Genomic DNA, 18067 nt, shown 5'->3' with positions numbered 1-18067 from the left:
ACGTTCCTATGAATGAAGCCACCTTCACCTTTCGCGTCGATGAAGAGCTGAAAGGCCGCTTCGCCCGCGCCGCCAAGGCGCAGGATCGCACCGGCGCACAGTTGCTGCGTGATTTCATGCGCGATGTCGTACAGCGCGAAGAACGGGCTGAAAGCCACGACGCCTGGTTTCGCCGCCAAGTCGAAATTGGGCAAGCGTCGGCCCAGGCGGGCCATCTAATTGGGAGCGAGGATGTCGAGGCGCATTTCGCCGCACGTCGGGCCGCCACCTTGCGGAAGCTAGATGAGACGCAATGACGCTGCACTGGACGGCGGAGGCCGTCGCGGATCGTAACGCCATTTACGACTATGTCGAAGCCCGCAGCCCGCGCGCCGCGATCAGCCTCGACACGCTCTTTTCGCAAAAGGCGGCCGATCTCGCCCGACATCCCGCCATGGGCCGCCCCGGCCGCGTGCCGGGCACGCGCGAATGGGTGGTCCACCGCAACTATATCCTGATCTATGACCAGACCGATACGGACGTCCGCATCCTGCGCCTGCTCCACGCCGCGCGCCAATGGCCGCCGCGCCTCTGATCCACGCCGTTATCCCGCCGCGAACCGCTCGATCCTATACGGCGCCATCGGAATATCCGTCCCGCCCTTGGCGATAATCTCGGCCATGGTTTCGCCCACGCCCGGCCCGATCTGGAATCCCGACCCGGAAAATCCGAACGCATAATAGAGGCCGCTGGTCGTCGCGCTCGGCCCCATCACAGGCTGGCTGTCGGGCATATAGCCCTCGATCCCGGACCAGACCCGGATGATGTTGAGCTTGCCCAGCATCGGCGCCAGCCGCCGGATATGCTTCAACTGGCTCATCGTGTTCTGCGGCTCGACATAGGCGCGATACTGGTCGGGGAAGGATGGCCCGCGCGTGCTGCCACCCAGCACGATATTGCCGCGCGCGACTTGGCGGAAATAGACCGTCTCCTCTTCGACCGGCGTCATCACGCCGACTGCGGGATGGATCGCATAGGGCACCGGCTCGGTCACGCTCATGTTCGGGCCCTTGGGCACGATCGGCACCGCCTCGCCGAACTGTGAGGACAAGGCGTTGCCCCACGCCCCCGCCGTCACCAGCAGGATCGGCGCGCGGAACGTCCGCCCGTCCGCCGCCGTGACGATAAAGTCTTCGCCCACCTTCTGCGCATCCACGATCTTCGTATTCTCATGCACCACAGCCCCCAGCCGCTCAGCGGCCCGCGCAAACGCAGGGGCAGCAAGCCGCGGATTGGCATGGCCATCGGTCGGCGAATAGGAACCGGCCAGCACGTCCGGCCCGAAAAAGGGGAATTTGTCGCGCAGCGCATTGCCGCTCAGCAATTCCAGGTCCAGCCCCTCCGCGCGAGCCTGCGCCGCATAATCCTCCATCGATCCGACAAGTTCTGGCCGTTCGCGATAGCAGACCCGGATATGCCCCGACTGGAGATACTCGACATCCGCCCCCAGCAGCTCACGCGACCGGCGCCAGATGGCGATGGCGCGATTGGCCAGCGGCAGCTGGTGAATCCCGCGCCCCTGCCGCCGCACATTGCCGAAATTCGTGCCGCTTGCCTGCCGCCCGATCAGGTCGGTTTCCAGCAGCGTGACCGACATCCCATGCCCGCGCAGGAACAGCGCGGCGGACGATCCCATCAATCCGCCGCCCACGATGATGACGTCGCTGGCGGCGCTCATTGCCCCGCTCATGTCTCGTCTCCGATCGCGACGGGCAGCGGTTTGACCGGCGCCTGCCCGCGCAGGCGGCCGACCTGCTCCACCGGCACGCCCGCCTCGGCCGCGATCAGCTCGGCCGCCGCCAGCCCGCAATAGCGCCCTTGGCACCGGCCCATGCCGACCCGGCTGAACGCCTTGGCCCGGTTGGCTTCCCGCGCACCCGTCTCGCGCATCACGCCACGCAGGTCGCCCGCGCTCACGCCCTCGCAACGGCACAATATCGCGTCGTCCGGCAAAGCGCCTGCCTGTTCGGCGGGCCACGGAAAAGCCGTCGCCAGCCCGCGGGCGAACTTGGCATAGTCGGCGACATCGCCCCGCAGCGACGCCATCTCGCCCTTATCTACCGGCAATCCCAAATCGCTCAGCGCCGCCAGCGCCGCCAACCGCCCGCTCGCCTCGGCCGACCGCGCGCCCAATATCTTCGCCCCGTCGCCGGCCAGATAGACACCCGCCACGCTCGACCGCCCGTCGCCATCCCGCTCCGGCAGCCATTGCCGTGTCCCGGCATCGAAAGCGAAAGCGCAGCGCGCCAGATCGGCCAATTGCGTCTCCGGCCGCAGATGATGCCCCATCGCCACCGCATCGCAGGCGATGCTCCGTTCCTTGCTGCCACCGTCTCGAAACCGCACGCCGCCGACGCCGACATCGGCATCGCCGATGATCTCCACCGGCGTCACGCCCAGATGCACCGCCACGCCCGCGCGCTTGATCGCCTGGGTCAGCTTGACGCCATTCCACAGCACCGACGGCATCGCCAGCAGGTCGGGCAGCGCCCTTACCCGCGCGGAAAAGGACGACGTGTCCAGCACCGCGGCAACATCCGCCCCCGCCTCCACATATTGGCTCGCCACCAGATAGAGCAACGGCCCCGATCCCATGAACACGACCCTATGCCCGATTGAAACCGCCTGGCTCTTGAGCGCCACCTGCGCCCCGCCCAGGCTGTAGACGCCCGCAAACTGCCATCCCTTGACCGGCATCAACCGATCGGTCGCGCCCGTGCAGAGCAGCAGCGCGTCGAACGGGATAGCGTGATGAACTGTCTGACTCGCTGTCCACACGTGCCCATCCGCAATGTTCCACACCAATGTCTCTGGCCGATAGTCGATCGCGCCCTTCAGCCCGTCGAAGGTCTCATGCAACGCCTGAGCCCGTCCGGCCTCGGTGCCATAGAGTTTCCTATAGGGCCGGGTGAAATTGTCCGGCTGACGGCGATAGATCTGTCCCCCGTCGCGCCGCCCCTCGTCGATCACGACCGGGCGGACGCCTGCCGCGACGCAGGCCTGCGCCGCGCGTGTCCCCGACGGGCCTGCGCCAACGATAATTATACGTGGTTCGGCCATGACGCCCCCGGCTGGCTGGTGATGATACGCTGGCCCGACGCGGCCAGGGTGGAACAGGCGCGCAGGCGGTCGCCACTCTCGGTCCACACCCAGCAATCCTGGCATGCCCCCATCAAACAGAATCCGGCCCGCTTCTCCGGCCCGAACTCGCTCTGGCGCAGCGTGCCGCCCGCGCTGAGCAGCGCGACCATCACCGTGTCGCCCTCCATCGCTGCGACGGGCGCGCCATCGACATGCAGGGTCACGGGCGGGCGATCAGTTTCGCCCAGTCGAACGAACCGGCTCATGACGGGATCAAACTTTCATCTCCATGATGGCACAATATGCGGCTTCCCTTATCCAGCCCGTGGCGGGGCGGCGGGGTGATGTTGCACAGGCCGTCCACCCGCGCAGCGCAGCGCGGCAGGAAATGGCACAGGTCGGGATGATCGCCGACCGCGCCGATCGGCGGCGGCGCAGCGCCGGCGTGGCTTTCCTCCAGCCACCCCGCGCGCATTTCTGGCACCGATCCGATCAGCAGGTCGGTATAGGGATGGAAGGGGGCAGTGGCGAACGCCGCGCGCGGTCCCGTCTCGACCATGGTCCCCGAATAGAGGACCAGGATATCGTCGCAAATCGCCCGCACAGTCGAAATATCGTGGCTGATGAACATCGTCGCGATGCCCAGTTCCCGCCGCAGCTCCGCCATCAGCTCCAGGATAGCCGCGCCCACGACCGTATCGAGCGCAGACGTCACCTCGTCGCACAGGATGATCTGCGGGTCGGCGGCCAGCGCGCGGGCCAGGTTGACACGCTGCTTTTGCCCACCCGACAGGCCGCCGATATTGCGGTCGATCAAACTGGCGGGCAGGCGAATGAGGTCCAGCAGTTCCAGCACCCGCAGATGCGCGGCATTGCCCTTCAACCCGGCATAGAAGGCCAGCGGCCGCGCCAATATCTGCCCCACGCTGTGCGCGGGATTAAGCGCCGTATCGGCATTCTGGAACACCAGTTGAATACGGCGAAACTGCTCGCGACTGCGCCCGTCCAGCCCCGGCGGCAACGGCGCGCCGTCCAGCAGCACCTGCCCACTGGATGGCGGCAGCAGCCCGGCGATAACCCGCGCAATGGTCGATTTGCCCGACCCGCTTTCCCCGATCACGCCCAAAGTCCCGCCACGCTCGATCGTCAGGTTGATGTCGCGCAGCACCGGCACGCGCGGCAAGCCATCCTTGCCGATCTTGCCATAGCCCGCCGCCACGTTGCGGATTTCCAGCAGCGGGGCAGCGGCAGGAAGTTCCACCTTGGCAGATGTCAGCCGGATCGCCGGCCGCGCCGCGGCCATCAGCGTCCTTGTATAATCATCGGCCGGCGCGTGCAGGATTTGCGCCGCGGCCCCGGCCTCACGGATGCGTCCCTGGCTCAGCACGACGATCTGGTCGGCCATCTGCGCGACGACGGCCAGGTCGTGCGACACATAGATGGCGGTCGCCCCGCGCTCCAGCACCACCGCCTTGAACGCGCGCAGCACCTCGATCTGCGTCGTCACGTCCAGTGCCGTGGTCGGCTCGTCCAATATCACCAGTTCGGGGTCGGTGATCAGCGCCATCGCCGCCATCAGCCTTTGCAACTGCCCGCCCGACAGCTGATGCGGGTATCGCGCGCCGATCCTGTCGGGGAAGGGGAGGGCCAGCGCGCGGAACAGATCGACCGCTTTCGCCTCGGCCGCAGCGCGCGACATCAGGCCATGGACCATCGCCGGTTCGATAACCTGATCCATGATCGTGCGCGACGGGTTGAACGCCGACGCGGCGCTTTGCGCGATATAGGCGATGCGGTTCCCACGTAACTGCGCCAGCGCGCTGCGGTCCAGCTTTGTAATCTCCGCGTCACCCACGCGGATGCTACCTCCCGCGATGGTCGCGCCGGGCCGCGCATGACCCAGCAATGTCAGCGCGATCGTCGTCTTGCCCGACCCGCTTTCCCCGATCAGCGCCAGCACCTCGCCGCGCTGCAACGCGAAATCGACGCCGCTGACGATTGGAAAGCTCCCCCCCCCCGCATTGCGCGCCGTGACGGTCAGGCCTTTGACCTCGACATGGGGTCTATCGCTCATCGCCCTTTCCCCCGTCCCGGTAGCGCGTCGATCAGCAGGTTCACGCCTACCGTCAAAGTCGCGATCGCCACCGCCGGCGCCAGTATCGCCAGCGCCCCTTCGCCCAGCCCGGAAATATTCTCGCGCACCAGCGACCCCAGGTCGGCGTCGGGCGGCTGCACGCCCAGCCCCAGGAAGGACAGCCCCGACAGCAGCAGCACGATGAACACGAAGCGCAGGCCGAAATCAGCCAGCAGCGGGTGGATCATGTTGGGCAATATTTCCGTGATGGCGATATGGAACCGTCCTTCGCCGCGCGCCCTGGCCACCTGCACATAATCCATCTGCGCCAGGTTCACCGCCAGCGCGCGGGCAATCCGATAATTGCCCGGCACATAGGTGATCGCTGCGATCAGCAGCAGCAGCGGCAGCAAGGAGCCGAACGCCGCGACCAGCACCAGCGAGAAAATCTTGGACGGAATCGAAATCAACATGTCCATGAAGCGCGACAGCGGCTCATCGACCTTCGCGCCACCCACGGCGGCGGTCAGCGCCAGCGCCGTGCCCGTCGCGCTCGCCAGCATGGCCGCCGCCGCCGCCAGCCCCACGGTATAGCGCGCGCCAGACAGCAACCGGCTCAGCACATCGCGGCCCAGATAGTCGCTGCCCAGCCAGTGCGTGGCCGACTGCCCGTCAAACACATCATAGGCGACGAACGCGCCCACCGGATAGGGCGCCAGCATCGGCCCGAACAGCGCGACAGCCAACCAGAAGACGACCAGCACCAACCCGACCTTGCCCGATAACGGCAGGGCTTTGGCCCGACGGAAAGCGGAAGCGATCATTGCGCGCGCAACCTCGGATTGGCCAATATCGCGGTGACATCCGCAATCAGCATCAAAAGGAGATAGGCGGCGCAAAATATCATCGCGCACGCCTGCAACAGGGGCATGTCGCGGCTGGTGACGGCATTGACCATCAGGCTCGCGAGGCCGGGATAGTTGAAAATCGTCTCCACAATCACCGCCCCGCCAAGCAGGTAGGACAGGCTGAGCGCCATCGCGTTCACGATCGGCGCGATCGCATTGGGCATGATGTGTTTCAGCACCACCTGCACCGGCGCGACGCCTTTCAGCACCGCCATCTCGACATAGGGCCGGTCCATCTGGTCGATCACCGCCGCCCGCGTCATCCGCGCCATCTGCGCGATCACGACCACGCTCAACGTCAGGATCGGCATCGCGACGCCGGGCAGATACTCGCCCCATGTCATGTCGTCCGATACCAGAGCGATGGAAGGCAACCAGCGCAGCTTCACCGAGAAGATCAGCACAGCGATCGTCGCGACCAGAAACTCCGGCACCGCCACCATGGAGAGGGTGGCGATATTGAGCGCCCGGTCGATCCGTCCGCCCCGGTTCATCGCCGATCCAATGCCGATCGCCAGCGCCACCGGCACCGCTACCAACGCGGTCAGTGCGGCCAGCAGCAGGCTATTGGGCAACCGGCTGGAAATCACCTCTGCCACCGGCATGTTGGCGACCATCGACTGCCCCGGATCGCCGCTGACCATGCCTGTCAGCCAACTGCCGTATCGCGCATAAGCGGGCCGATCCAACCCCATTTCATGCCGCAACGCCGCAATCTGTTCCGCCGTCGCGCTCTGCCCCAGCGCTTCCTGCGCCGCGTCGCCAGGCAGCAGCTGCGCAATGACGAAGATCGTCACCGACACCAGCAACAGCGTCAGCAGCGACGATGCGAACCGCTTGGCCGTCAGGCTCAGCGCGGCCTTCACGCCGCTTTGGGAAGACGCGCCCGCCATCAGCCTTCCCACCACACATGTTCAGCGAACTGATAGCCCATCAGGCCACCCAGCGAGACAGGATACAGCCCCTTCAACCGCCGGTCATAGCCATCGATCAGGCTGATGAACACCGGGATGCCGACCCCACAATGGTCCCGCACCAGCCCCTGCATCTCGCCATAAAGCTGCTTGCGCCGCGGCTGGTCGGCCTCGCCCCGCGCTTCCAGCAGCAGCCGGTCGAAGCGTGGATTCTTCCACCCGCTCTCGTTCCACGCCGCGTCGGACTTGTAGAACAGGCTGAACAGCAGGTCGGCGGTCGGGCGCGGGTTGGTGTTGCCGAAACCCAGCGGATGCTTCATCCAATGGGTCGACCAGTATCCATCGCCCGGCACGCGGTTGACCGCCAGCTTCAACCCCACGCGCGACCCATATTCCTGCAAGATCGACGCCATGTCGACCGATCCGTCGGCGGCGGGCGACGCATAGACCGGCAGGCGGACGCCCGTCAGCCCGGCGCGCTGCAAATGCCATTTCGCCTTGTCCAGATCGAGGCTGCGCTGCGGCAGGTCGGCGCGATAATAGGGGTGGAAGGGCGGGATCGGCTGGTCGTTGGCGATCGTCGCATATCCACGATACAACGCCCGCTTGATCAGCGGCCGGTCCAGCAGATATTGCATCGCCGCGACGAAGTGCGGGTTACCGGTCGGCAACTGCCGCTGCTGCATGATGAGGTTGGTGTAGAGGCCCGACTGGGTTTCCAGCAGCGCATGGCCGCGCGACGCCATGATCCGCTTGGTCGATCGCGGATTGACCGCGATCACCAGATGGACGTCGCCCGACAACAGCGCATTGACCCGGCTGACCTCATCGGGAATCCCGATCAGTTCGATCTCGTCCAGATAGGGTTTGCCCGGCTTCCAGTAATTCGGGTTGCGCCGCGCCAGCGTCCGCACGCCCGGCCGGAACTGCGCGCACAGATAGGGGCCGGTGCCGTTGGCCGTGCGGAAATCGCGCGTGCCCGCCCGCAGGATCAGGAAATGGGACTGCGCCAATATGGTCGGCAAATCCGCATTGGGTCCGGTCAGGCGGATGGTGAGGTCATGCCGCCCGGTCGCCTTGACCTGCGCGAACTGCTCGGCGATCTGCGCCATCTTGGACCCCACCGCCGCATCCTTGTGCCGCAGGAGCGACCACACGACATCGGCGGCGGTCAGGTCCGCGCCGTCATGGAACGTCACGCCCTTGCGCAACCGCACATGCCAGGCGATCTGGTCCGCGCTCTCCATCCGCTCGGCCAGCGCCGGCCGCGCAACAAGCCCACGGTCCAGCACCGTCAGCCCGCTATAGAACATATAATGGCGAATATAATCGGTCGACAGCGCACCCTTGGCCGGATCGAGCGTATCCGCGGTAGAACTGGACAGGCTGGCGACGCGGATGCGTCCGCCCTGCCGGGGCTTCGCTGCGGCCAGCGCGCCATCTGGCAGTATCAGCCCGGCGCCAAGGCCAAGCCCAGCGCCGATCAAATCCCTTCTGGAAAAGGGCGACATCGCGTCCATCAATGGATGACGTCCTGCCATTTATACCACAGCCCCACCAACGGCAGGAACCAGGGCTTGCCGAAATGGCCCGGCACGCTGGGCCAATCCAGCCCGGCCCAAGGATTGGCATCCGGCGCGCCGCTCATCACCCGCGCCATCTGCTGCCCCATATGGGTCGCCATCTGCACGCCATGGCCGCTATAGCCCATCGAATAATAGAGCCCGTCCGTCTCCCCCGCGCGCGGCAGGCGATCGGCGGTCAGGTCCACCATCCCGCCCCACACATGGTCGATGCCCACGCCCTTCAACGCCGGGAACATATCGCCCATCGCCTGTTCCAATATCAGCCCGCTCTTCGCGTCCGATCGCGGATCGCTGATCGCAAAGCGCGCCCGCCCGCCGAAGATCAGGCGGTTGTCGGGGGCCAGCCGGAAATAATTGCCGATATTCTTGCTGGTCACATAATTGCGCCGCCCCGGCAGCAGCCGGTCGATCAGCGCATCGTCCAGCCGCTCGGTCGCGATGATGAAGCTGCCGACCGACACGATCCGCCGACGGAAGAAACCGAAGGGGCCGACAGCCGGTGCGCCGCCGGTAGCGACCAGCAGTTGCTTCGCCGTCACCGTCCCGCGCGAAGACGTCACACGCCAACCTTCGGCCACGCGCTGGAAATCGGTGACGTCGGCCCCCTCATATATCCGCGCCCCGGCCCGCGCCGCCGCCTCGGCCAGTCCCACGCCGAACAGGGCGGGATGCACCTGCGCACTGGTCGTCTGGACCAGCGCGCCGTGGAAGGCGTCCGATCCCACTTCGTCGCGAATGCTTGTAGGCGGCACCAGCCGGACATTGGTATCGACCTCGGCGGCCAGCAAATCATGCGCCCGCACCAGCTTGTCATAATGGGCCGGCTTGGCCGCCAGCTTCATCCGGCCGCACCGATTGAAGTTGCAATCGATGCCCTCCTCGCGCGCTAGCCGCTCGACGGTATCGACGGCATCGCAATGGGCGCGATAATAGGCCTTGGCGATATCCTTGCCAAACCGGGCGGACAAAGCGCCATAATCCTGGGCCGTGCCATTATTGCACTGGCCCCCGTTGCGCCCCGAAGCCTCGCCGACGACGCGACCTTTCTCCAGCAATACGACACGCGCGCCGCGCTTCGCCAGCGCCAGCGCCGCCGACAGCCCGGTAAAGCCGCCGCCGATGATGGCGACGTCCGCCAAACCATCGACCCCGCCCTCCGCCCCGCCGGTGAAGGCGGGCGCGCTGGCGAGCCAGTAGGAGAGGGGGGAAGCGGTCATCGCCCGATCAGAGACCCACGACCGCCGGCAGGCAACCGATATGGGGAATTTCGACATCGCGGTAGAAGGGGTTGGACGGCTCATGCCCGCGCCCCACGAACACGCGGCATCCGAAATGCAGGTCGGTCGCCGTGTTCTGGTCGTAGCGGAAGCTGGAGGAGACATGCATCATCTCTTCCGGGTTCGCGCCTAGCTGGTCGAACATATATTCGAACGCTTGCATTCGCGGCTTGTACGCCTGCGCCATCTGCGCGGTATAGACCGCGTGGAACGGCGCGCCCAGCATCGCGACATTGTGATGGATCTGATCGTTCATCGCGTTGGAGAGGATGACCAGCGGAATCTTGTCGCCGATCTGGCTGAGGCCCCCGGCCACATCGTCATGCGGACCCCAGGTGGGCACAGCGGCGTAAACGGCATCGGCATCGGCTTCGTTATAAGCGACGCCCCATTTCTCGCACGTCCGGCGCAGCGAATTGCGGATGATCTCCTGATAGGGTTCCCAGTCGCCCATCACCTGGTCGAAGCGGTATGCCCCCCAATCCTTGCAGAAAGCGGGCAGCTTCTCCGCAGCGATCCGGTCGGCCATGAAGGCGGTCGCCATTTCGGTCATGCGGAAACGGGTCAGCGTGCCATAGCAGTCGAAGCTGATATATTTGGGCCGGAAATTGGGCATCGGCGAAGCGTCCTTTGCGGGTTCTACAGGTGGCCGCTGGGGCCGTGTGACAACAGCATTACGACATGGCTGCACCGGAACATGAAGCCCATTTTTTGAAAGGCGAGCGCAGATTATAGGCTTTTATCAACATGCATTCGGCATAGCCTGCCGCGATCGATCATGACCATAATCGCCGCCCGCGATCCGCCGCTTTTGCTATCCTTGCTGGCTGGCGCGGCATGGCATGTCGCGCGTCAATAGCCCCGGTCGCGCGCGACCTCGCCGTGCATCGGCTGGCCGTCGGCAAAGCGCCGGATATTGGCGATCAGCGCGCGCGCCGCGCCATCCGGGCGGGTCATGCTGGCGACATGCGGCGTCAGCAGGATGCGCGGATGCGTCCAGAAGGGGTGGCCGGTCGGCAGCGGCTCCGGCTCGGTCACATCCAGCACCGCGCCGGAAAGATGCCCGTCATCCAGCAGGGACAGCAGATCCTGCTCCACCAGATGTCCGCCGCGACCGACATTGATCAGCGCAGCCCCGCGCGGCAGTTGCGACAACGTATCCCGGCACAAAATGCCGCGCGTCTCGACGGTCAGCGGCAGCAGGCAGATCAATATGTCGCAACCCGCCAGAAAGCCCGGCAACGCCGCCTCGCCCGCATGGCAATCGACCCCGTCGATCGCACGGGCCGACCGGCTCCATCCCGACAGCGGAAAGCCGAACGGCCGCAATGCGCCCAACACCGCCTGGCCCAGATTGCCCAGTCCCATTACGCCGATCCGCCGCTCGCCCGCGGACACCAGCTTGATCGGCGTCCAGCGCGCATGCTTCCGCGCGATGCCATAGTCGATCAGGTTCCTGTGCAGCGCCAGCACCGCCATGGTGGCATATTCGACCATGCCCGCGACGATCCCCGGCTCTATCATGCGCACGACACGGACATGGGGCGGCAGCGCGTCCATGTTGAACTGGTCTATCCCCGCGCCGATCGAAAAAAGCAGGTCGAGATTCGGCAGGCTATCGATTAACGCGGCCGATGGCGCCCACGCGGCCAGATAGCGGATAGAGGCCGGATCATAGGATTCGGACGGATCGACAAAGCCGATATCGGGCGCCTCATCCGCGAAAATCGCGCGCCAGATGCGACCGCGTTCGGGATCAGATGTGTAAAGCAAAGCCATGGGTGCGACCTTCCGGCATCATCAGGCAAAAAGAAACCGCCGCTGTCCCCAAGGTTTGGAGGGGGGGACAACGGCGGCTGGTCGGGGTGGGCGGACCCCGACGATATGGCATCAGAAGTCGAAGCTCGCACGCACCGTGAACGACCGCGGCGTGCCCGGCTGGACCCACAGCGCCGAATAGGAGCTGGCATAATATTTCTTGTCGAACAGGTTGTTGACGTCCGCCGACAGCTTGATCTGTTCTGTGATGTTGAACGACCCCAGTATCTTGGCGATGGTGTAGCTGGGCAGATAGAAATTCGCCGCCGTCTGGCCCAGCCGCTTGCTGAGATGAGTCACGCCCGCGCCCAGCATCGCTTCATGATCGCCGATCGCAAAATTCTTGAACAACAGGAAATTGGCCTGATGCTTGGGAATGTTGAGCAACGGATCGTTCTTCAGCACACCGGCGGACGCATAGTCGTCCGCCCAGCCCGCATCGGTATAGGCATAGGTCGCGAAAATTTCGAACCCGGCGGGCAGTTTGGCGTTAATGTCGAACTCCACGCCCTGGCTCTTGGCTTCGCCCACCGCCACCGACAGGCCGGTCAGCAGATCGGCGGTCAGGACATTGCTCTTCTTCATCTTGTAGAGCGACAGCGTGCTGGTGATCCGGCCATCGGGCGTCACAAACTTCGCGCCGACTTCGTAGCTTTTGCTGATTTCCGGGGCGAAGGGATTGTTGTTCACATCGACGCCGCTGTTCGGCCGGAACCCCTTGCCATAGCTGGCGTAGAAGGACAGGCTTTGCGTCGGTTCGAACACCAGCCCCGCCATCGGGCTGAACTTGGTGTAGGATGCCGGGTTGGTGGCGCCCAGCCGGTTGTCGATATCCTGGCTGAAGTCGTCATAGCGGCCGCCGAACCGCAGTTTGATCTGCTCGGTGATCTCGATCTGGTCCTGGGCGTAGATACCCCAGGCCTTCTGGATTTCTGTGGAATTCTGGATGACGCTCGTCGGCGTGGGCGCGGGAATATTATAGTTGGGATTGAAGATGTCGATCGAATAGGACTGGTCGGCCGCCGTCGGGCGATAGCGAAGCTGGAACGTCTTGATCTTGAAGCGATCCCAATCGCCGCCGATGCGGATATTGTGGACGATGGACCCGGTGTTCAACTTGCCGCTGATTTCACCGCGGAACACCATATGGGTGGTGCTGTAATCGCGATAGCGGCGCTGGCGCGACAGGGTGCGACCGTCATTGTCGATCAGCTGACGGCCCACCGCCAGTTCGGGATCGCTCGAATAGCCCTCGAACGTCGTGTCCTTGTAACCTGCGCCCAGCATCAGCGTCCAATCGTCGCTGAAATCATGCTGATATTGCGCCTGATGGCCCAGCACGCCGATCTTGATCGGGCCATCATTGGGGTTGCCCAGGAAGCGCGAATTGGGGATAGCGCCCAGCTTGTAGGTGGTGCCGCTCGCCGTGACCGTCGGAATGGCGACCACGCCGCGATCGAACGGCACTTCCTGCTTCACATATTCCAGTTCGTAGGTGAAAATGTCCTTGTCCGACAGCTTCAGCAAAACCGACGGCGTCAGCGTATATTTCTGCGTCTCCACCGTGTCGCGGAAGCTCTCGGCCTGTTCGGACGACCCGTTGATGCGGATGGCGATGCTGTCGCTAAGCGGCAGATTATAGTCGGCCTCGACGCGATAGGTTTCGAAGCTGCCGCCCGAAATGGCGAAGTGGCCGTTTTCGTTGAAGGTTGGCTTTTTGGTCACGATGTTGACCGTGCCGCCCGGCTCGCCGCGACCAAACAGCGCGCCGTTCGGCCCCTTGAGCACTTCGATCCGCTCGACGTTGGACGCGTCGCGCGGCCCGCCATAACCGCGGCCGCCGTTAAAGCCGTTGACCAGGAAGCCGCTGGGGAAATTCTCGTCGCCTGCAAAGCCGCGAATGGCGAAACTGTCCCACAGGCCGCCGAAATTATTCTGCTTGGACACGCCGCTGGCCAGTTCCAGCGCGGTGTCGAGCCGGGTGATGTTGAGGTCGTTCAGCAGCTTGCCTTCCAGGAACTGGACCGCCTGCGGGATTTCCTTGACCGGCGTGTCGCCGAAATATTGGCGCTTCAAGCCAGTAACGACAATGTCGCCGTCCGCGCTGGCGGCGGCGGGTTCCTGCGCCTGTGCGGCGGCAGACAGGGCGATGGCGGCGGTGCTGGCGATAAAGGCCAGGCGACGGGCCGATGATGTGCGCATGATGATATCCCCTTATGAAATCGCTGTTCCCGAATGTCCTGCGAAACGGGGACCGGCTGCTGCTCTTATTGTTTCCTGCGCGGATGTTGCATCCTGTCGTCGGGGCCGGTCCACGGGGTGTTTTCAATCACCTCTTCTGAAGGAGAGGCTAGGTTGAGTTACGGATATATTACGTCAAACTTGGCGCATGGGACGGTGCAAAATTGTGAATCGCGCGGCGCCACGGCATGAAAATGCTGCGCGCGATGACTGCGCCCAACCCGGCGAAACTCCCGCAAAATGGCCGCTTCCCGAAGGCAGCGGCCATGCACCCATTTAGAGATATTTGAGCCACCAGATATCCTTGCGACGCTGTTTCAATTGCGCGAACCAGCGGGTCGGGAAGTAGAGGACCGGGATCAGAATAAAGACCCAGATCCACACCCAGCGCAGCTCATCGACGCCGAACACCGTTCCCTGTGTCGGGCCGTAAAGCAGCAGCGCGACATTGTAGATCAGCTTGAGCACATAGAGGTGCAGCATATAATAGAACATTGGCGCGCCGCCCAACATCGCCAGATGCGGCATCGCCTTGCTGCCCTCGAACCGCTCGAACAGCGCCAGCAACAGGCATCCCGTGCCGATGGTCGGCATCAGGAACAGCAGCGAGGGCGGATATTTGGTCAGCGCCAGAAATCTCATCACCGTGCGCAGCGGCGTTTCCGCCACGAACCAGGGCTTGTCGCCATAGATGTTGATATAGCGGATCAGCACGAAACTGGCGATCAGGCCAAGCCCCAGCATCGCCAGTCGCCGAATGCGCGGCGCTGGATCGGTGCCCCGCGCGAACCACGGCCCGCACGCATAGCCCAGCAGGATCACACCGATCCACGGCAGGATCGGATACGTCGTCTTGACCATCGTGCCGGCGATCTCGAACTTCTCGCGCTGGTGCAGCATCGCCCAGGGTATGAAGAACGGCGAATCCGCCGTCAGCCGGATCGGATCGAGCAGATTGTGCAGGCACACGATCGCCAGACCGACCGCGAACTGTGCGGGTCGGGGCAGATGCAGCAGCGCGGCGAGCGCCACCATGCTGATCCCGATCGCCCAGATCACCTGCAACCAGATCGCTGTCGGCGGAAAGGCGGGCGCTTGCGTCGGCCAAGCATAGCCGACCACGGTAAATTCCAGAAAGATCAGGAACAGCCCGCGCTTCAGCAGAAATTCCGACACTTGGCCTTTGCTGTGTGACTGGCCATAGAGCCAGGCGGACAGGCCCGTCAGCGCGACGAAGGTCGGCGCGCAGAAGGTCGACAGGAACCGGGTGAAGAACAGGCCCGGATCGGTCGTGTTGGCGTCCACCGGGTCGGTCACCTGCAAATGCAGGAAAAATGTCTCGCGCACATGATCGACCAGCATGAACAGCATGACCAGCCCGCGCAGCGCGTCGATGGCGATCAGGCGGGTGCGCGCCTTGGCCGCCGCGACCGGACCCGTCGCGCCGGGGTTAAAGCCTGATAGGGGCGCCTGCCCCGCAATGCTGCTCATCATTCTGTCCCTTACCCTGCTCGTCACGCGCCCTTGGGCTGGAAGAGATCCTTATAGAAGCCGACCGTCTTGACGGTCATAGCGGCGGTCGCGTCGCCCTTGTCGGGCAAATACCAGTCCTGAGTGCCGCCCACCGGCAACACATGCAGCAAATGATATCTTATATCATTCCATTTTCACCGCTGTCAACGCGCGCAACACCCAAGCGCAGCACCGCCGGACGCTCATTCCGGCGCGTGCGGCAACACGAAGCTGAGCGACGCGCGATATTCCTCATGATCGACCGTCTTGTTGGTCGTCTGGCCGACATAGATCGCCATCAGCACATTGATGCCCTGGTTGCGCAGCTTGATCGTCGCGGTGCCGTCGGCCGCCGTCTTGGCGGGTGCGGCTTCGTCGGGATCGTTGACATAATCCTGCATCACCGTCGCACCCGCGATCGGCTGGCCCTTATAATAGACGCGGACCTTCATGGGCGCACCCATCGTCTGCGGAATGGCGGTATCCACCGGCACGATCTGGAGCATATGCCCCTTCAACAGCGGCACCGGCTTGGTCGGCACTTGCGCCAGATGGACGGCATATTTAAAATTATGCTCGGCCAGCGTCGCCGTCGGCACCTGGTCGCGACCCTTATTATGCCACTCGCCATCGGGCGTCCTGCTCCAATAGCCATAGTCCATGATCGCCGCGACGGCCGCGACCGGCTTTTGGCTGTCCACCACCGGGATCACGCCGGCCGTGCGCAGCGATATGCTTACTGGCGCCCAATCCGCGTCATAACCGGTGACGGACTTGACCAGCGGCAACCGCTTGACCGCGTCCAGATCATCCGCGCCCTCGCCGTAGATCAACGCCAGCTGGCGGGCGCGCTGCGCGAACCAAATGCCATGAGCGCTGGCGGGCATGGCCATGGCAGCCAGGGTGACGACGCCGACAGCGGCTGTAGCGGGGCGGGAAAAAGCCAACTGTTAGACTCCTCGATCAGGGGATAGTCCCTTGGGGATCGAGGCTATGATGACCACGCGATGGAATGTTCCGAATATGGCGACCGACCAGGTTGAAAATGTCAAAGAGAGAGGGCTGAAGACGCATTATGCGTCGTCGGCCCTCCTTCACGTTACGATGGGATGACGGTCAGGCGTTTTCCAGTTCCACGATGTTGACGATATGCGCCTGGGTATATTCCAGCAGCCCCGCCTCGCCCAGCTCGCCGCCCAGCCCGGACTGTTTCACCCCGCGGAAGGGGATATTGGCGTCGATCGCCAGATGCTGGTTCACCCACACCGTGCCGGTGTCGATCTGCATCGCGATCGCCGTCGCGCGCGCGACATCCTTGCCCCATACCGTACCAGCCAGGCCATAATCGCTATCGTTGGCGCGGGCGATCACATCGGCGATATCATCATATTTCATGACCGGCAGCACCGGGCCGAACTGCTCTTCCTGCACCAACGGCGCGTCTTCGGGCAGGTCGCGCACGATGGTCGGCGCAATGAAATAGCCCGGCCGATCCATCGGCTCGCCGCCCGCCAGCACCGTGCCGCGCGTCTTGGCGTCCGCGATCAGCGCGGTGACCTTGTCATATTGCATCTTGTTCTGCACCGGACCGATGGTCGTCCCCTGCTTGGCGCCATCGTCGACGATCGCCTCATTGGCCAGCTTCGCCAGCTCGTCGCAAAACTCGTCATACATGATGCTGGGCACATAGGCGCGCTTCACCGCGACGCAGATCTGCCCGGCATTGGTCATCGCGCCCTGATAGACCTTCTTGGCCACCTGCCGCGCATCGACATCGTCCAGCACGATCGCCGCGTCATTACCGCCCAGTTCCAGCGTTACCCGCTTCACCGTGCCGGCGGACGACGCCATCACCTTCTTGCCGGTCGCGGTCGATCCGGTGAAGGCGACCTTGGCGATATCGGGATGCCCGGTCATCAACGGACCCAGCTCATTCTGGTCGCACACGATGTTCAGCACGCCGGCCGGCAATATGTCCATGGCCAGTTCTCCGAACAACAGGGTGGTGAGCGGCGTCGTGGGCGCGGGCTTTGCGACCATCGTGTTGCCGGTCACCAATGCCGGCCCCAGCTTGTTCATCAGCAGGATCAGCGGGAAATTCCATGGCGTGATGGATGCGACCACGCCCAGCGGCGTGCGATGCTCGATCACCTTGTTGCCGCCCTCGTCCTTCAACACCTTCGGCTCCACCCGCATCGCGGCAAAGGCGCGCAGGGTGAAGACGCTGCCCATGATCTCGTACCCCGCCTGGTCCAGCGGCTTGCCCTGTTCCGCGGTCAGCAGGCTGGCGAACTCGCCGATCCGCGCCTCCAGCGCATCGGCCAGTTTGTTCACCAGCGCGGCGCGTTCCTCCACTGGCGTCGCGGCCCAGCCGGGCTGCGCGCGCTTGGCCGCCGCGATCGCCCGTTCCAGCAGCGCCTCGTCGGCCTTGGGGCAGGCGGCGAACGATTCCGCCGTCGCCGGGTTCACCACGTCGAACGTGCTGACGCCCGGCGTCAGTGCGCCGTCGATCAACATCGCAAATTCATGATCCATGAGTCGCTCTCCTTTATATGGCTATCGCAGGCCGATCCGGGCGGGCATTGACTATCGCTTTGCGCGGCGGACAACTATAGAC

Annotated in this window: 17 protein-coding genes; 2 read left to right on the top strand and 15 right to left on the bottom strand. The window is 64.2% G+C overall.

The annotated features are described in order from the left end of the window. Positions 1-8: 8 nt before the first annotated feature. Complete coding sequence (locus CEQ44_RS00450) at positions 9-296, top strand: CopG family ribbon-helix-helix protein (RefSeq protein ID WP_088185305.1); 288 nt, start codon at positions 9-11, stop codon at positions 294-296. Continuing rightward, complete coding sequence (locus tag CEQ44_RS00445) at positions 293-574, top strand: type II toxin-antitoxin system RelE/ParE family toxin (protein ID WP_088185306.1); 282 nt, start codon at positions 293-295, stop codon at positions 572-574. Before CEQ44_RS00450 ends, CEQ44_RS00445 begins: the two co-directional genes overlap by 4 nt. A gap of 9 nt (positions 575-583) precedes the next feature. Here CEQ44_RS00445 and CEQ44_RS00440 read toward each other — a convergent pair whose 3' ends face one another. From CEQ44_RS00440 to CEQ44_RS00375, 15 genes are all read right to left on the bottom strand, one after another. After that, positions 584-1729 carry an FAD-binding oxidoreductase gene (locus CEQ44_RS00440; protein WP_254913904.1) on the bottom strand — a complete coding sequence of 382 codons (1146 nt, stop codon included), beginning with the start codon at positions 1727-1729 and terminating at the stop codon, positions 584-586. Beyond that, positions 1726-3099: an NAD(P)/FAD-dependent oxidoreductase gene (locus tag CEQ44_RS00435; RefSeq protein ID WP_088185308.1), complete on the bottom strand. Its 1374-nt coding sequence runs from the start codon at positions 3097-3099 to the stop codon at positions 1726-1728. Before CEQ44_RS00435 ends, CEQ44_RS00440 begins: the two co-directional genes overlap by 4 nt. Further along, the gene (locus CEQ44_RS00430; protein WP_088185309.1) at positions 3081-3386 is read right to left on the bottom strand and encodes a (2Fe-2S)-binding protein; all 306 of its coding nucleotides are present in this window, start codon (positions 3384-3386) and stop codon (positions 3081-3083) included. Before CEQ44_RS00430 ends, CEQ44_RS00435 begins: the two co-directional genes overlap by 19 nt. Further along, entirely contained in the window at positions 3383-5194 is a 1812-nt protein-coding gene (locus CEQ44_RS00425) for an ABC transporter ATP-binding protein (protein WP_088185310.1), read from the bottom strand. Before CEQ44_RS00425 ends, CEQ44_RS00430 begins: the two co-directional genes overlap by 4 nt. Next, positions 5191-6018 (bottom strand): ABC transporter permease, encoded by an 828-nt coding sequence (locus CEQ44_RS00420; protein ID WP_088185311.1) that lies wholly within the window; start codon positions 6016-6018, stop codon positions 5191-5193. Before CEQ44_RS00420 ends, CEQ44_RS00425 begins: the two co-directional genes overlap by 4 nt. Beyond that, a complete protein-coding gene (locus CEQ44_RS00415) occupies positions 6015-6995 on the bottom strand; it encodes an ABC transporter permease (RefSeq protein WP_088185312.1) in 981 nt (326 codons plus the stop codon). Before CEQ44_RS00415 ends, CEQ44_RS00420 begins: the two co-directional genes overlap by 4 nt. Next, the gene (locus CEQ44_RS00410; RefSeq protein ID WP_088185313.1) at positions 6995-8539 is read right to left on the bottom strand and encodes an ABC transporter substrate-binding protein; all 1545 of its coding nucleotides are present in this window, start codon (positions 8537-8539) and stop codon (positions 6995-6997) included. The genes CEQ44_RS00415 and CEQ44_RS00410 overlap by 1 nt, the downstream gene beginning before the upstream one ends. Then, a complete protein-coding gene (locus CEQ44_RS00405) occupies positions 8536-9819 on the bottom strand; it encodes an FAD-binding oxidoreductase (RefSeq protein ID WP_088185314.1) in 1284 nt (427 codons plus the stop codon). The genes CEQ44_RS00410 and CEQ44_RS00405 overlap by 4 nt, the downstream gene beginning before the upstream one ends. A 7-nt stretch (positions 9820-9826) precedes the next feature. Continuing rightward, the gene (locus CEQ44_RS00400) at positions 9827-10495 is read right to left on the bottom strand and encodes a haloacid dehalogenase type II (RefSeq protein ID WP_088185315.1); all 669 of its coding nucleotides are present in this window, start codon (positions 10493-10495) and stop codon (positions 9827-9829) included. Positions 10496-10731: 236 nt separating this feature from the next. Then, positions 10732-11658, bottom strand: a complete 927-nt coding sequence (locus tag CEQ44_RS00395) for a glyoxylate/hydroxypyruvate reductase A (RefSeq protein WP_088185316.1) — start codon at positions 11656-11658, stop codon at positions 10732-10734. Positions 11659-11769: 111 nt separating this feature from the next. Beyond that, the gene (locus CEQ44_RS00390) at positions 11770-13899 is read right to left on the bottom strand and encodes a TonB-dependent siderophore receptor (RefSeq protein WP_088185317.1); all 2130 of its coding nucleotides are present in this window, start codon (positions 13897-13899) and stop codon (positions 11770-11772) included. A 315-nt stretch (positions 13900-14214) separates the two neighbouring features. Beyond that, positions 14215-15429: a DUF1624 domain-containing protein gene (locus tag CEQ44_RS00385; protein WP_088185318.1), complete on the bottom strand. Its 1215-nt coding sequence runs from the start codon at positions 15427-15429 to the stop codon at positions 14215-14217. 23 nt (positions 15430-15452) lie between these two features. After that, the gene (locus CEQ44_RS24770; RefSeq protein ID WP_254913902.1) at positions 15453-15581 is read right to left on the bottom strand and encodes a hypothetical protein; all 129 of its coding nucleotides are present in this window, start codon (positions 15579-15581) and stop codon (positions 15453-15455) included. 72 nt (positions 15582-15653) lie between these two features. Further along, a complete protein-coding gene (locus CEQ44_RS00380) occupies positions 15654-16397 on the bottom strand; it encodes a DUF4198 domain-containing protein (protein ID WP_254913901.1) in 744 nt (247 codons plus the stop codon). A gap of 169 nt (positions 16398-16566) precedes the next feature. Then, complete coding sequence (locus tag CEQ44_RS00375) at positions 16567-17985, bottom strand: aldehyde dehydrogenase family protein (RefSeq protein WP_088185320.1); 1419 nt, start codon at positions 17983-17985, stop codon at positions 16567-16569. Positions 17986-18067: the final 82 nt, after the last annotated feature.

Source organism: Sphingobium sp. Z007 (assembly GCF_900013425.1).
Lineage (GTDB): Bacteria > Pseudomonadota > Alphaproteobacteria > Sphingomonadales > Sphingomonadaceae > Sphingobium.
The sequence above is the reverse complement of the archived record's forward strand: the minus strand, read 5'-3'. Positions and strand labels throughout refer to the sequence as shown.

Excerpts from the sequence above, each read along its gene's own strand:
- CEQ44_RS00450 (WP_088185305.1), top strand. The coding sequence starts at position 9 with ATGAATGAAGCCACCTTCACCTTTCGCGTCGATGAAGAGCTGAAAGGC.
- CEQ44_RS00445 (WP_088185306.1), top strand. The coding sequence starts at position 293 with ATGACGCTGCACTGGACGGCGGAGGCCGTCGCGGATCGTAACGCCATT.
- CEQ44_RS00440 (WP_254913904.1), bottom strand. The coding sequence starts at position 1,729 with ATGAGCGGGGCAATGAGCGCCGCCAGCGACGTCATCATCGTGGGCGGC.
- CEQ44_RS00435 (WP_088185308.1), bottom strand. The coding sequence starts at position 3,099 with ATGGCCGAACCACGTATAATTATCGTTGGCGCAGGCCCGTCGGGGACA.
- CEQ44_RS00430 (WP_088185309.1), bottom strand. The coding sequence starts at position 3,386 with ATGAGCCGGTTCGTTCGACTGGGCGAAACTGATCGCCCGCCCGTGACC.
- CEQ44_RS00425 (WP_088185310.1), bottom strand. The coding sequence starts at position 5,194 with ATGAGCGATAGACCCCATGTCGAGGTCAAAGGCCTGACCGTCACGGCG.
- CEQ44_RS00420 (WP_088185311.1), bottom strand. The coding sequence starts at position 6,018 with ATGATCGCTTCCGCTTTCCGTCGGGCCAAAGCCCTGCCGTTATCGGGC.
- CEQ44_RS00415 (WP_088185312.1), bottom strand. The coding sequence starts at position 6,995 with ATGGCGGGCGCGTCTTCCCAAAGCGGCGTGAAGGCCGCGCTGAGCCTG.
- CEQ44_RS00405 (WP_088185314.1), bottom strand. The coding sequence starts at position 9,819 with ATGACCGCTTCCCCCCTCTCCTACTGGCTCGCCAGCGCGCCCGCCTTC.
- CEQ44_RS00400 (WP_088185315.1), bottom strand. The coding sequence starts at position 10,495 with ATGCCCAATTTCCGGCCCAAATATATCAGCTTCGACTGCTATGGCACG.
- CEQ44_RS00395 (WP_088185316.1), bottom strand. The coding sequence starts at position 11,658 with ATGGCTTTGCTTTACACATCTGATCCCGAACGCGGTCGCATCTGGCGC.
- CEQ44_RS00390 (WP_088185317.1), bottom strand. The coding sequence starts at position 13,899 with ATGCGCACATCATCGGCCCGTCGCCTGGCCTTTATCGCCAGCACCGCC.
- CEQ44_RS00385 (WP_088185318.1), bottom strand. The coding sequence starts at position 15,429 with ATGAGCAGCATTGCGGGGCAGGCGCCCCTATCAGGCTTTAACCCCGGC.
- CEQ44_RS00375 (WP_088185320.1), bottom strand. The coding sequence starts at position 17,985 with ATGGATCATGAATTTGCGATGTTGATCGACGGCGCACTGACGCCGGGC.